At 56.2% G+C, this 13903-nt stretch carries 11 protein-coding genes; 3 read left to right on the top strand and 8 right to left on the bottom strand.

Annotated elements, in window-relative coordinates; all coding sequences use genetic code 11:
• Positions 1–28 precede the first annotated feature (28 nt).
• Entirely contained in the window at positions 29–400 is a 372-nt protein-coding gene (locus tag RBH33_RS04725; RefSeq protein ID WP_306730986.1) for a PilZ domain-containing protein, read from the bottom strand.
• A 19-nt stretch (positions 401–419) separates the two neighbouring features.
• Entirely contained in the window at positions 420–785 is a 366-nt protein-coding gene (locus RBH33_RS04720) for a PilZ domain-containing protein (RefSeq protein ID WP_306730985.1), read from the bottom strand.
• Positions 786–973: 188 nt separating this feature from the next.
• On the opposite strand from RBH33_RS04720, the gene RBH33_RS04715 reads away from it, so the two are divergent.
• The 3 genes from RBH33_RS04715 (at position 974) to RBH33_RS04705 (ending at position 3744) form a co-directional block, all read left to right on the top strand.
• On the top strand, positions 974–1885 hold the full coding sequence (locus RBH33_RS04715; protein WP_306730984.1) for an ROK family protein: 912 nt from the start codon (positions 974–976) through the stop codon (positions 1883–1885).
• Between the two features lie 140 nt (positions 1886–2025).
• Positions 2026–2457: a hypothetical protein gene (locus tag RBH33_RS04710; protein ID WP_306730983.1), complete on the top strand. Its 432-nt coding sequence runs from the start codon at positions 2026–2028 to the stop codon at positions 2455–2457.
• Between the two features lie 51 nt (positions 2458–2508).
• Complete coding sequence (locus tag RBH33_RS04705; RefSeq protein WP_306730982.1) at positions 2509–3744, top strand: substrate-binding periplasmic protein; 1236 nt, start codon at positions 2509–2511, stop codon at positions 3742–3744.
• An 84-nt stretch (positions 3745–3828) separates the two neighbouring features.
• Here RBH33_RS04705 and ettA read toward each other — a convergent pair whose 3' ends face one another.
• From ettA to RBH33_RS04675, 6 genes are all read right to left on the bottom strand, one after another.
• Positions 3829–5493, bottom strand: a complete 1665-nt coding sequence (gene ettA / locus RBH33_RS04700; RefSeq protein ID WP_306730981.1) for an energy-dependent translational throttle protein EttA — start codon at positions 5491–5493, stop codon at positions 3829–3831.
• A 139-nt stretch (positions 5494–5632) separates the two neighbouring features.
• On the bottom strand, positions 5633–8215 hold the full coding sequence (locus tag RBH33_RS04695) for a sensor domain-containing protein (RefSeq protein ID WP_306730980.1): 2583 nt from the start codon (positions 8213–8215) through the stop codon (positions 5633–5635).
• Between the two features lie 145 nt (positions 8216–8360).
• Positions 8361–9647 (bottom strand): alkaline phosphatase, encoded by a 1287-nt coding sequence (locus tag RBH33_RS04690; protein ID WP_306730979.1) that lies wholly within the window; start codon positions 9645–9647, stop codon positions 8361–8363.
• A gap of 107 nt (positions 9648–9754) precedes the next feature.
• Positions 9755–11086, bottom strand: a complete 1332-nt coding sequence (locus RBH33_RS04685) for an outer membrane protein assembly factor BamB family protein (protein ID WP_306730978.1) — start codon at positions 11084–11086, stop codon at positions 9755–9757.
• 83 nt (positions 11087–11169) lie between these two features.
• A complete protein-coding gene (locus RBH33_RS04680; RefSeq protein WP_306730977.1) occupies positions 11170–12546 on the bottom strand; it encodes a tetratricopeptide repeat protein in 1377 nt (458 codons plus the stop codon).
• A gap of 48 nt (positions 12547–12594) precedes the next feature.
• Positions 12595–13887, bottom strand: coding sequence for a serine hydrolase domain-containing protein (locus RBH33_RS04675; protein ID WP_306730976.1), 1293 nt, complete (start codon positions 13885–13887; stop codon positions 12595–12597).
• Positions 13888–13903 lie beyond the last annotated feature (16 nt).

Raw genomic sequence — 13903 nt, 5'->3', positions numbered from 1 at the left:
GATCTATTTGATTATGCCAGTAAAGTCTTTACTCATCGGGCTGAGCCAGAAGCAGCGCCAACAAAACCTGATCCACACCGCTGAGTGGCCGGTACTCGACGCCCAGCATGTGTTCCCGCAAATGCACCAGCGTGCCTCGCAAGCGCAGAATCTTGTGCGCCTGCTCATCGATGAGGGGTTTTATGTTGGGGGTTCGAATGTCCTCCAACTCAATGGAGAGATTAACGTCGTCACCAGGCTGCAAGGAGTGCTCCTCCAGCACGGCTAGGCGCGCGCCGGTGGCAGACATATCCAGCAAATGCACCGGCAAACTGTTGGCGGCACCTTCAAGATAGGCATGGGCGCGAACAGGGTGGCGCGGGCTCTCTCGTCGTTCTGAATGATGCGTCGGTGAAGCCATAGTGAGCGGTCCTTGTCCTCTAACCGGTGATCAATTCTGAAAGCTCTCGTTCAAGAGCGTGCGGATCGCCGGTGTTGAGCTCCAACAGGCGACGCAGATGGGTAATGCTGTCGACATCGATGGATTCGCAGGCCAGGCCCAGATACGCTGCCTCCTGGTGAGCAACACGGCAATGCATGATAATGCAGGTACCTGCATCCAGTTGCACTTGAGCGAGCAGCGGGCGCTTTGGATCCAAGCGGTCCGCACCTTGTTGAACCATGAGCAATCCGTTGAGGGAAATATCCAGCAGGTTACCCTGCCATTGATGTTTTCCCTGTTCTAACTCCACCCGAGCGTCAAAATAAATACGGCTAAAACGCCGCTCTTGCGGGTGATGGGGCATCTTATTTACTACCAAACTGCTGTTGTTGGGATTGCAAACGTGTTTCTTGTTGTAATTAATTGAGCTGTTGTTTGAGGTAAGTGTAGCTGGTTTTCTCCAGGAAAAGACAGCCCATGGCGGTATTTGCCCCACACTGGGGCGTAACTTTATACTCGACCGCACATTTTGAGGGGGTGGAATAGCGAACGATGACGGAATTACGTATAGGCGTTGATTTAGGTGGTACCAAAACCGAGGTAATTTTGTTGCGGGGGGACAGTCAGGAGCTGTTCCGGACCCGTGTCCGCACCCCCAAGGATGATTATCCGGGCACTCTGGACGCCATTGCAGACCTGGTTCAGCGAGCCGAAGAGGCCGCTGGTCAAGCACATTTGCCGGTGGGCTTGGGGATTCCTGGCACCGTTTCGCGCAAGACTGGGCGGGTCAAAAATGCCAATTCCACCTGGCTTAACGGCCAGCCCTTGAAGGACGATCTGAGCAACCGCCTGCAACGGGACATTAAAGTCACCAATGACGCGAATTGCCTGGCCGTGTCCGAGGCCACCGACGGTGCAGCGCGCGGCTACGAATTGGTATTCGCGGGTATTATTGGCACCGGCTGTGGTGCCGGCATCGCATTTCGCGGCGCGCCCCTGGTGGGCCCCAATGGGGTTGCGGGCGAATGGGGGCACAACCCCTTACCTTGGACTTCAGAGACGGAGCTCCAGGCTCGCCCCTGCTATTGCGGGCGGTACGGCTGCCAGGAAACCTTTTTGTCGGGCACGGGCCTAGCGCTTTCGTACTTCCAAAGCACGGGAGAAACTCTCACCGGCGAACAACTGTTGGCACGGGCGGAGGCTGGCGAGGCGGCGGCGGTGAAAGTGCTGGATCAGTACCTAGAGAGACTGGCCAAAGGCTTGGCTGGCGTGGTCAATGTGTTGGACCCGGATGTGATTGTGCTCGGTGGTGGTGCGTCCAACATCCGCGCCATCTATGATCGAGTGCCGGAGCTGTTGCCCCGCTATGTGTTTGGGGGCGAGTGTGATACCCCCATTATCCAAGCCCAGCACGGCGACTCGAGTGGTGTAAGAGGCGCCGCCTGGTTGAATCCTCTGCCCTAAAAGTTACTTTATGCGAACACGCGCAAATAAAGACGAAAAAATGCCAGAGAGTTCCGGTTAGTGTGCATAATCTGTCACGGCGGTAGGGAATTCGAGAGGGTACGCTGAGTCACAGTCGAACTCATTCACTCGAGGCCGTTATGATCGCCACTCAGCATCAACCACTTCAAAAACGTGAACCCCAAGGAACAGAGCCTAGTTCGGCAAAGGATTTGTATCTGGTGGAAGTGCCGCCACCGATCTTTCTCGGTCACCCCGCATCGCAACGTCGTGGTGTCTGGCGCGGCGTATTCGACATTGCGGTCTGGCTGCGCACGCCCACAGGCGTGCAGGAACCCTTGCAATTGATCCTCAAATATTGGGACGACAGTGGTGTGCAGCAGTTGGCTTTGGATCGTTGCCACATTGGCGGCCATCGCACAGTGTTGCTAAATGCGAGTTTTTTATTGCGGGTTACTGGCCAGGTCCGCCGGGCGGGACTGTATATTAAGTCCATTGGCCGTCGACCCGCCGTTTACTTGGAAGAATGGCATCTGATCCCGCAGGATAGGTCGGTACGAAGAATGAAGTAGCGACCGTTCGTTGTTATACTGAATCCTTGGCGGTAGGCGCAGGGGAAATCCATGGAACGGTTGTTGTGGCTTTGCGTAATACTTCCGGTATTGGCTGGAGCTGGAGCTGCGGTTGCGTCCCCTTCCGAAGTACGTTTGGGCACTAACGTGTCACCCTCTCCCACCAGGCCCGGTGAAACGACCAAGAGTGGGTCCATAGACCACGTCGAGTGCATCTCTGAACGTCTCGATATTCCCTTCCAAATAATGAATATGCCCTGGCGACGGGCTCGTCAGGAGGTGTTCGGCGGTGATCTGGACGGCTTCTTTACGGCGATGATGCGCGGACGGGGTACGGACGCGCGTCTGTCCGCTCCTCTGGTGCTGGAAAACTGGTACTGGTTCTGGCGAAAAAACGACTCTCCTCCCGGCGACCCTGGCTTTCGGGGCCGCGTTGGCGTTATTTTGGGTAGCCATCAGTCGGATTGGTTTGAGCAAACGGGTTTCGAGGTTTCCCAGCGGGTCAACACTATGGAGCAACTTCTGAAGTTGGTCCTCAGTGGCCGGATAGACGCTTTTATTGCGTATAAGGATCAATTTGAGGAGGCGTTGAATAGACTCGACGCCGACGAGGATTTTTTCTCCCGGCGGTTTTTCCGCTATATGCCCCTCAGCGTTTACTTCGGGCCTTCGTTTTTGGAGGCCAATCCCGGCTTTATGACGGAGTTTAACCGCCACGTTTTCAATTGCGCACCCGAAGGTTTCTCGCTATCCAAGGAAGAGCAAAACGTCATCGCGGAGCGAGTGGCGCCCACACTGAATCGTTGGGCGCGCTCGTCAGGGGTCCACGCGGCCCTTGAGGAGTATAACCGCCTCAATCAGGAGTTGGAGGCGGCAGACATCCGCGCACGTGAGCGTCAGTGGCAAGAAGCGTTCAAGGCGCGGCAATATGACGTAGTCGATCATTGGCTGCACAGTGAACTGTCCAAAATTTTTGCGAATTGGATCGCCGATTCAGAGGGGATTACTATAGAGGTTGTGCTCATGGATGCCCGCGGCTTTACCGTTGCCGCCAGTCCCATGCCTGCCGAGTATTGGCAAGGTGGCGAGGCCAGATATGAGCGGGTTTTAGGACGTGACGCAGGAGAACTGGTGTTCGACGATGTGCGTTTTTACCGTTCCACCGAGCGCTTTAAGGCCCATGTGGGCATGCCGGTCATCCACCCCGACACTCAAGAGCAACTGGGGGTTGTGAGCGTCGGGGTAAATGTGGAAGAGGCGTTGTTCAACGACTGGTCCAATCGGTAACCCTGCCTAGCCGTTTGTCGAACGGCCGAGCGGGGTTTTAACTCCGGGTACTTTCTGCGTCCCTGCAGATAGCGGCGGAAGCGATTAGTGCTTAAGCGGTTTGTACTTCACTCGTTGCGGTTGGGCATTATCCCCCTTGCGCTTAATTAAATCCTCATGATATTCAGAGTAATTGCCTTCGAAGAAGACTACCTCCGAGTTGCCTTCATACGCGAGAATGTGCGTGGCAATCCGGTCCAGGAACCAGCGGTCGTGTGAAATCACCAATACGCAGCCAGGGAACGCAAGAATGGCATCTTCCAGGGCACGTAGGGTTTCCACATCCAGGTCGTTGGACGGTTCGTCCAACAGCAGGACATTGGCGCCTTGCTTCAGGGTGTTGGCCAAATGCAGACGTCCGCGTTCACCACCGGACAACTCGCCCACACGTTTTTGTTGATCCGAGCCCTTAAAGTTGAAACGGCCAACATACGAACGTGAATTCACTTCGTAATTGCCAATGCGCAGAATGTCCTGGCCATCGGAAATGGCTTCCCACACGGTTTTGCTGTCGTCCAGGTTTTCACGACTTTGTTCCACATAAGCGACCTTGACCGTATCGCCCAGAGTAATGGAACCACTGTCCGGCTGCTCGCCGCCGGCAATCATGCGAAACAGGGTGGACTTACCCGCACCGTTGCCGCCTACGATACCCACCACGGCACCTTTTGGAATGCTGAGAGTGAGGTTGTCGATCAGCAGGTGATCTTCGTAACCTTTGCTCACACCGTCCAACTCGATCACTTTATCGCCCAGTCGCTCGCCGGGGGGAATATAAATCTCATTGGTTTCATTGCGGGCCTGAAATTCTTGAGATTGCAGTTCATCGAAACGGGACAGGCGCGCCTTACTTTTGGATTGGCGTCCTTTGGGGTTTTGTCGCACCCATTCCAGCTCCGCCTTCAAGGCTTTTTGGTGGGACGCTTCGGCACGGCTTTCCTGCTCCAGACGCTTTTCTTTCGCTTCCAACCAATGGGTGTAGTTGCCCTCATAGGGGATGCCGTGGCCCCGGTCCAGTTCCAGAATCCAGCCGGCCGCATTATCCAAAAAGTAGCGGTCGTGGGTTACGGCGACCACGGTGCCGGAGAAGTTGAGTAGAAACTGCTCCAACCAGAAAACGCTTTCGGCATCCAGGTGGTTGGTGGGCTCGTCGAGTAGGAGCATGTCCGGGCGCGACAGCAGCAGACGGCACAGAGCTACGCGTCGGCGCTCGCCACCAGAGAGTTTAGTGACGTCTGCATCCCACGGCGGCAGGCGCAAGGCATCGGCAGCCACTTCCAATTTATGGTCCAGAGCGTGGGCGTCCCAGGCCTGAATAATGTCTTCCAGTTCGCCCTGGCGCTTGGCCAGCGCATCGAAGTCAGCGTCTGGCTCGGCGTAGGCGGCGTAAAGCTGTTCCAGTTCTGCCAGCGCATCCACCGCTTCGCGCACGCCGTCTTCTACGTTGCCGCGTACATCTTTGTTGGGGTCAAGCTCCGGTTCCTGGGGCAAGTAGCCCACTTGGATGCCCGGCATGGGTCGCGCCTCGCCGTTATAGTCTTTGTCGACGCCCGCCATGATGCGCAGCAAGGTGGATTTACCGGAGCCGTTCAGCCCCAACACCCCGATTTTCGCGCCAGGGAAAAACGACAACGAGATGTCTTTCAGGATTTCCTTTTTCGGGGGCACCACTTTGCCAACCCGGTTCATGCTATAGACGTATTGCGCCATGGGGGGCTAAACCTCGTTCATTTCGTGAAGGTATGAGTTCTTCAAGCGGATGAGTCAAAAAGCGGAAGGTACCGAAAGCGGAGCGGGAGTGCAATCGTGCCGACCTGTTCTTAGGCCCGTTGCGGGCCTAATTGGGGGGTTAAGCTGGGGTGGTATCAGGCTCGGGTGGGTAATTGCGTATTGCTTCGGGTTGCTGTTTCATTAATTTCACAAACTCATCCGAGGTGATCGGTCGGCTGAAGTAATAGCCCTGGGATTGATCGCAGGCGTGATCGCGCAGAAAGGTTTCCTGCTCCACGGTTTCTACCCCTTCGGCTACCACCGTCAAGCTCAGAGTGCGCCCCATGGCGATAATGGCTTCGGTAATGGCACGGTCTTCCAGGTTTTTGGGGATCTCCCGGATGAACGAACTATCCACTTTAAGGGTATCGATGGGGAAACGCTTGATCTGCGCCAGGGACGAATAGCCGACGCCGAAGTCGTCTATAGCCAGCCGCACGCCCAACGCTTTAATGGACGTCAGTATTTTGATGGCCCGCTCGGAATCCTGCATGACCATGCCTTCGGTGATTTCCATCTCCAGCAGCTCCGGGGCCATGCCGGACTCTTGCAATGCCGCCGATACATCGTCCACCAAACCCTCATCGAAAAACTGCCGCACGGACAGGTTTACCGCCATACACAAAGGAGGCAGTCCTTGCTTTTGCCAGGCTACGTTCTGTGCACAGGCGGTTTTCAACACCCAGCGCCCGATCAAGACAATCAGGCCGGTTTCTTCCGCCAGGGGGATAAACTGAGCGGGCGAAACTACACCAAGCTCCGGATGCTGCCAGCGCACCAGCGCTTCAACACCGGCAATGGCTCCGGTTTTCAAGTCACGCTTGGCTTGATAGTGCAAGAAAAATTCGTTGCGTTCGATCGCCAGGCGCAGGTTGTTTTCCAACACCAGGCGCTCCAGTGAACGGGCCTTAATGTCGGGGGAATAAAACTGATAGGTATTTTTGCCTTCTTCCTTGGCCCGATACATGGCGATGTCGGCGTTTTTCATGAGCGTCTGTTCATCCTCGGCATCCTCCGGGTACATGCAGATGCCTACGCTGGCCGTAACGCGAACTTCCTGCCCCAAGACGATTACCGGTTTAATAGCGGCAGAGAGTATTTTTCGGGCCACTTTGCCCACCTGCTCCGCGTCTTCGAGTTCTTGCACCAACACCACGAACTCATCCCCGCCCAATCGTGCTACCACGTCGCACGAGCGCAGCGAGTTGCCGAGCCGTTGCGCCATCTCTTTTAAGAGTATGTCGCCCGCATCGTGCCCCAGGGTGTCGTTAATATTTTTGAAGCGGTCTAAATCAATAAAAATCACCGCCAGCTTGCGGCCATAGCGCCGCGCCGACTCAATGGAAATATTCAGGATTTGACTGAACATGGTGCGGTTCGGAAGGCCGGTCAAGCTGTCGTGGGTGGCCAGGTACTGAACGCGTTCCTCCGATGATTTGCGCTCGGTAATGTCGCGGCCAATACCACGGTAACCCTTGAAGGTCCCGTCCTGATCGAAAATGGGCAAGCCGCTCAGGCTTAAATAAACGGCTTCGCCATCTGGCATGGCGCGGCGCAACTCCAAATCCCGAAACGGTTTTCGCTCGGCCACCAGCGATTCGTATTCCAGCCAGGTGCCAGACAGGGGCATGGTGTTCGGCAATTGTTGCAAAATCTTGCCCATCACCTCGGTGCTCAAGTAACCGGACTTGGCATTGGCGTGGGTCATGGCGACAAACTGCAAGCCCTTACCTTGCTCCCAATACCAGTCGGAGGAAAGATCAGTCAGGCTCCGGAAGCGGGCTTCACTTTCTCGGGAGGCCTGCTCGGCTTCTCGCCGGGCGGTAATGTCACGGCCTATGCCTACCAAACCCACGACCTTGCCATCAGCATCCCGGACAGGGACTTTACTGGTCAGTAGCCAACGGATTTTTCCGGTTCCTTTATCAACGGCGGGTTCTTCCAAATCCAACAGAGGTTTGCCGGTTTGTACGATGCGCTGTTCGTCATCAAAAAAACTCTGCGCCATTTTCTGTGGAAAAAAGTCAAAGTCGTCTTTACCCAGGAGGTTTTCCGGGGTGGTTCCCATGCCTCGGGCGACCGAGTGATTGGCCAATAGAAATTTGCTTTGGGCGTCCTTGGCAAAAATGTTATCGGGCATGGAATCTATGAGTGTGCGCATCAGGTTGCGCTCTGACTGCAGTGTCTGCGCTAACGTTTCCAGTTCCGCAGTGCGTTCGGCTACGCGCTCTTCCAGGGTGGCGTTAAGCTTGCGGGCCGCAAATTCCGCCTCTTTGGCGGAAGTGATGTCCCGGGTAATACCCATAATGCCGATGGTTTGGTCATGGTCATCAAACAGGGGTACCTTGGTGGTGGAATGCCAGCGGGACTCGCCGGTGATGGGGTTTCTCACCAGTTCTTCGCGGTCCACTAGGGGCGTTTTTGAGGCGATAACTCGCTGGTCATCGTCATAGAAACCCTGGGCCATGTCTTTTGGGTGGAAGTCGAAATCAGTCTTGCCTAAGGCTTCCTCCTGAGATTTAACGCCCAGGAGCCTAAGCAAGGCTGAGTTTACAAAGGTGTAGTGCCCCTGTTTGTCCTTGGCGTAAATAAGGTCAAGCGTGTTGTCACCCAGGGTGCGCAGCAAATGCCGCTCAATGGATGGCTTGTCGTCTACGGGCATGATGGGGGCCTATACAGGATTTCCAGTTCAACCGATTTTCCAAGTATAGGCGATATTTGGCGACATGCAGGGTTGGGGCGAATGGCGGAGAAGGGGCAGTTGGCCGCCCGGCAGGACCCGACATAGGCCTCCGGGCGGTTCAGGTTTAATCGCCGATAGCTTCCATCAGGCGAGCACCGATGTCGGCGTTGTCCACAAAGCCGTGAAAACGCTCGCTGCCCGCTCCGTAGGCCATGATCGGGACATCCACGGCCGTGTGCCCGTGACTGGTCCAGCCAGTGTGAGAGCGGCGATTGATGATGTCCTTAATGGCCGTGGCCAACTCTTCTTTTCCGGCGCTGCGTGCCTGGCTCAAGGCGGATTGCTCTTCCTCGTCCAGCTCAATGCCTGTGTGTTTCTGCCAGGCTCTCTGCCACCGTTTTGTTTTCAACAAACGGTCACTCAAGGTATTCGCCGTGAGTTTGACGCCCCTGATGACATGGGGATGCCAGTGGTACTGGTTGTTGGCACCTAAGGAAAGACCGCCAGTTTCGTGGTCGCCAGTAATTACCAGCAGGGTATCGGGGTGGGCATCGACAAAGTCCCGAGCAACGGTGACTGCAGCGGCGAAATCATCCATTTCGGCCATGGCGCAGGCGATGTCGTTGGCGTGACTACACCAGTCGATCTGGCTACCTTCTACTACCAATACAAAGCCCTTTTCATTTTTCGACAGCAATTGCAGGGCGCGGTCGGTCAGAGTCGCCAGTGGATCGGGGACAGGGCTCTCCAGGGCACTGGGCAGCGCCACCTTGGCCAACAACCCCAGCGCGGGAGCTCGATCCAGTTTGTTTAGACTCTTCCAACTGTCCGCATACTGATAACCTTCGGCTTTCAACTCTTCTACCAGGTTGCGATCTTCGCGCACGAAAAACTGCACTCCACCACCCAAAATGACGTCCACGGGTAATTGCTCGTTGACGCGATTGTCTACTAATTGATCCGCGATCTCGTTCAATTGGTGGCGCGTGGGTGAATGGGCGTAAAAGGGGGCGGGAGTGGCGTGGTTTACCTGCGAAGTCACGGCTATCCCGGTCCACTTACCGTGTTGCTTGGCTTTTTGAAACAGCGTCTTAAGCGGGCGGTCATTGCAGTCCATGGCGATGGACAAATTGCAGGTTTTGTGACCCGTGGCCAGAGCGGTGGCGCTGGACGCGGAATCCGTGACAATGGTGTCGTCGTCCGGGTGTGTGCTGGACCAACCCACAAGCAGTTCATCCAGAATAGTGGGCTTCACTTCCCCACTCGTGTGTTGCATATGCCGGTAGCCGGTGACGTGAGACGGCCCCATGCCGTCGCCCACCATGACGATGATGTTTTTGGGCGCCGCGACGCTGCTGGCGGCGAAGGTAAGCAACAAAAGTGATAGGGCAATTGGGCTTATGTTACGCATGTTTGAGCTCCTGATTGGCCCGTTTGATCTGGGCACTTTATTATTGGCGTAACGGCTGATATTGCCCCAATCGGGGCCCGGTCTCAAGTCTACGCGCTCACTTGAGCTTAGGGCTCAGCAGTAAATACCAATATTTGACCGGTGGCGGTAACGGCTATTAACTGGCCCCGGTGCCAGATGGGCGAGGCGATGAATGCGCCCAGCCGTTTGACGTGCGCCATGGCGGAATAGAGTTGGTGTGTTTCGCCATACAATCGATCGCGACGGAAGCGGCCCTGCTCATCCAGAATGCCAAACGCGTCTTCTTGATGGGCGGGGGTTTGGTAGCGCCAGTGCTGCTCACCAGTGGTGGCGTCCAGTGCGTAAAGCTCGCCCGCCATGGTGCCGAACACCAAGTCGTTCCCCACTCTTAACGCCGAAGCGTAAGTCCATACTCGGGTATTAAAACGGTAGCTTTCCTTCCCCGTGCGCTTGTTTACGGCGATCATTGCAGCGGTATCCGACGTGCCAAAATACACATGCTGCTCATCCACGGCCGGGGTGGCTACTACCCAGGAACGCTCGACATCGTAACGCCATTGTTGTTTGCCGTCGGAGACGTTAAGGCGGTACAGGTAGCCGTCTCGCGAGCCGACGAAAACGCTGTCACCATCAATGACCGGGGACGATTGAACACCCAGCCAGATACTGATTTTTTGTTCGGCCTCAGTCTGAAAGCGCCACCGCTCGGCACCGGTCTGTGCATCCAGGGCGTAAATGGCACTGTCCCAACTGCCCACAATTAATGTGTCGCCCGCCAATGCCGGCGAAGCATGCACCACGCCGCCAGTTTTAAAGCTCCATAGTCGAGCGCCAGTTTCCGCATCCAGTGCGTAGATGCGCTGGTCACTGCTGCCGACATAGACGCGGCCATCCGCCACCAGCGGGGATGACAAAAAGAAATCCCAGGGATCAGGTACCGGATCGTCGCTGTCGATGCCGTAAAGATTGTAGGTGCTGAAAATCGACTCGCCGCCGGTTTCAAATCGCCACAGCGGCTTGCCGTCCTGGAGATCCAGCGCGTACACATAGCCAGCCCGGTTTAGAAAATACACCTTGTCCCTATCGATTGCGGGTGTCGAGCTGATGCCCCCGTGACTGTGAAACAGCCACTGCAATCGCCGGGTTTCCATGTCGATGCTGTACAGGTTGCCGTTTTCGGCGGCGATCAGCAGCTGGTTATCCTTGACCACTGGTGAGGCTATCACCTCCGTGTGTAAGGGCATGTCCCAAGCCAGGGAGAGCTCGCTGGTGTTTACCTTCTCCGAGGTTAAGCCTGCGCTGCCGGAGCGAGTGGGGTCGCCCATAAAGGTGGGCCAGTCAGCCGCCGCCTGAAAGCTCAGCCCTGGCGAAAGAATCAGTAGTGTACAAACACCTGCTAGGAACGATTTGATTTTCATGGTTGCCTCTCAATGCTTTGCGTGAAAGGAGGCGAGAGTGGCGGGAAGAATCCAATAAGTCCTGAAAACGGGGTTAAAAATTCTTAAGAATCGGGGTTGCTCAGTTTTAAGCCATCAAGCAGTGCCTGGAAGCGCGGTTCTTGGCGCAACGGATCGTACTTGGGATCTACTGCCAACCACAAAACGGGGAATTGCTCGCGCGCCTGCTCCAAATAGTCCAGGGCCAAGTCAAGATCGCCGGCACCGATGGCATAGCGAGCCCACGCCAGCGGTGGACGATAATCGCCCAGGTCCGCCGCTTCGCGCCGCTCCAGTAGCCAACGATTAAATGCCCGCAAGCCGCCGCGGTGGAAGGTTTGTTCGGCATGGGAGATTTCCTGGTCAGTAAAGCTAGCGTCTCGCATCAACCACAGGCTGTGTTCGAAAGAGGCCCGATAGTCACCCAGGCTTTCCATAACCCGCTGGGCGGAGATGCGGTAGTAGCGGTCTTCCGGTTCCGTGCGGCGGATACGTTCGAATTCCTGCAAGGCTAAATCGTGACGGCGCTGCATTTGATAAATCCAGATCACCGTCGGGGCCGAGTAGGTCAGCGGGTTCAATGCCCGCAGTCGGTCAACATGCTGGAGCGAATCCTCGAAGCGGCCCATCGCTAGCAGGAACTGGGCATAGTCCAGATGCAGTCGCTCATTGTCCGGGGCCAGCAGCAGGGCTTGCTGGAAATGCCGCTCCGCTTGCAGGTCATCCCGGTAAGACCAAAAGTGCAGGTTGGCCAACCAGCGATGGGCATCGGACAGGGAGTCATCCAACTCTAGGGCGCGCTGCAAAAGCGCGCGGATTTCCGGCGAGTGTCCGGAGGCCAGAATTTCCTCCCCCAGCAATTGGATTTTGGCTTCGGCAATGCCCAGGTAGGCGTCGGCGTCGCCGGGATTCTGTGCCAGTATGTCGCGATAGTGACCAATGGTTTCCCGCATTTTCTGGTCGTGAGGCTCGTTGGTCCAGGTGGCCACTTCTGTGGAGGGTGTCTTAGGTGCAAGGAGCAGCGCGCCGAGCCCGAGGGCCAGTAACAAAACCCCCAGGGCAGCTAGCCATCCGCGCCCAGAAAAACGCGCACGAACTGATGGCGCCTCTGGCTGGTAATCTGCGATCCATTGATACCCTCGACCGGATAAGGTTTTGATGTAACGGGGGGTTCGAGCCTGATCTTCAAGCGCTTTGCGCAGTTGGCTGATGGCCACAGAAAGACTGTCGTCGCACACAACCCGACCCGGCCAGATGGCCTTCATCAGTTGTTCTTTGCTTTGGATTTCGCCGGAGGTTTGAATGAAGTGATGCAGCAACCGCGCCAGACGATCTTCCAGCAGCTGCACTTCCTCTCCCCGACTCAAGCGGTTGTGTGTGGCATCGAACCGCCAGTCGCCGATCTGGTAAACAGTAGCGGTTGTGAGTGGAATATCTGGCATAGGTATCAAGCCCCCGGACGCTTCCCTGCGCCCAACTTAATGGTGTATTCAGTGCTCAGTTGAAAAAGGGCCGTAGACGGCATCGCGAAAGGCTTTGTGCAGACCAATTTCATCGAATGGCAATAGTTGTACAAACAGGATCGCTGCAAGATCATTTTCCGGATCCACCCAAAACAGTGTGCTGGCGGCGCCGTCCCAAAAGAACTCTCCCACAGTACCGTTGTTCTCCTCAGCCGACGCGGGAGGATTAAGCCGCACGGCGACGTTCACACCGAAACCCACCTGGCCCTTGTGGGGCAACCAGGAGCGATCAGTGACGTCGTCGGGCAGATGGTTGGTGGCCATGGTGCGCACGGTATCCGGCTGCAAAATTCGCGCGCCGTCAAGCTCACCCTCGTTAACAAGCATGCGGGCAAAGCGCATGTAATCGTCCAGGCTAGACGTTAGCCCGTAACCACCCGGGGTCAGTGCCCAGCGTTGAGTGGCAAGTCGTTGACCCAAAGCATCGGGCATCCGGTTCAGTTTTCCGTTGCCGTTGCGCTCATAAACCGCGGCGAACCGAGAGCGATCTTCTTCGGAGACGAAGTAACTCGTTTCCCGCATTTTCAAAGGTACGAGAATCTTCTCGCGCACGTAGGCGTCGAATGGCTGGCCGGACACCCGCTCTACCACCAACGCGAGGACGTCTACTTCTGGCCCGTACGACCAGCGTTCACCGGGTTGAAAGTACAGTGGCACACGCGCCATTTTTTCGGCCATTTCACTGAGCGTGTTTTCCTGGGCGCCCGGTGCTTCCGCCGCGAGAATTGGGCCCACGCCGGGTAGATCGGGTGAATTGGCAAACCCCGCGGTGTGTCGGGTAAGGTCGCGAATGGTGATTTCCCGATGCGGAGCTTCGAGTATCATTTCTCCATGTTCATCGGTGCCCGCGTAAACGCGTACATCGGCCAGTTCCGGCACGAACTTTGAGACGGGGTCGTCCAGATCCAATTTGCCCTGCTCGTAGAGTGTGAGCATGGCCACGCCTGTGATCGGCTTGGTCATGGAAAAAATTTGTACCAGGGTATCTCGGGACATGGGCACGCCCGCTTCCCGGTCAGCCATTCCAAAGGTGTTGAAATACACTTCCTGGCCACCTTCGAAAATGAGCACGGAGGCGCCGGCGAGATGGCCGGATTCCACAAAACCACCCAGAGTTGCATTCAGTCTCTCAATAGCGGCCTGATCAATAACCCCTGCGCTCTGTCCTTCCTGCGTGTCCGGGTTGTTGCCCGAGCAGGCGGTGAGTGTAAGCGTTAACAGCGCGGCGAACGCGCCCTGAATAATCCATTGCTTTTGCATGCAGTCACCTGTTTTA

The sequence above is a fragment of the Marinimicrobium hydrolyticum genome (assembly GCF_030848505.1).
Classification (GTDB): Bacteria; Pseudomonadota; Gammaproteobacteria; order Pseudomonadales; family Cellvibrionaceae; genus JAVDDU01.
Note: the sequence above shows the minus strand (reverse complement) of the source record. Positions and strands in the feature narration are given on the sequence as shown.

Coding starts and splice junctions, on each gene's coding strand:
- RBH33_RS04725 (WP_306730986.1), bottom strand. CDS start 400: ATGGCTTCACCGACGCATCATTCAGAACGACGAGAGAGCCCGCGCCAC.
- RBH33_RS04720 (WP_306730985.1), bottom strand. CDS start 785: ATGCCCCATCACCCGCAAGAGCGGCGTTTTAGCCGTATTTATTTTGAC.
- RBH33_RS04715 (WP_306730984.1), top strand. CDS start 974: ATGACGGAATTACGTATAGGCGTTGATTTAGGTGGTACCAAAACCGAG.
- RBH33_RS04710 (WP_306730983.1), top strand. CDS start 2,026: ATGATCGCCACTCAGCATCAACCACTTCAAAAACGTGAACCCCAAGGA.
- RBH33_RS04705 (WP_306730982.1), top strand. CDS start 2,509: ATGGAACGGTTGTTGTGGCTTTGCGTAATACTTCCGGTATTGGCTGGA.
- ettA (WP_306730981.1), bottom strand. CDS start 5,493: ATGGCGCAATACGTCTATAGCATGAACCGGGTTGGCAAAGTGGTGCCC.
- RBH33_RS04695 (WP_306730980.1), bottom strand. CDS start 8,215: ATGCCCGTAGACGACAAGCCATCCATTGAGCGGCATTTGCTGCGCACC.
- RBH33_RS04690 (WP_306730979.1), bottom strand. CDS start 9,647: ATGCGTAACATAAGCCCAATTGCCCTATCACTTTTGTTGCTTACCTTC.
- RBH33_RS04685 (WP_306730978.1), bottom strand. CDS start 11,086: ATGAAAATCAAATCGTTCCTAGCAGGTGTTTGTACACTACTGATTCTT.
- RBH33_RS04680 (WP_306730977.1), bottom strand. CDS start 12,546: ATGCCAGATATTCCACTCACAACCGCTACTGTTTACCAGATCGGCGAC.
- RBH33_RS04675 (WP_306730976.1), bottom strand. CDS start 13,887: ATGCAAAAGCAATGGATTATTCAGGGCGCGTTCGCCGCGCTGTTAACG.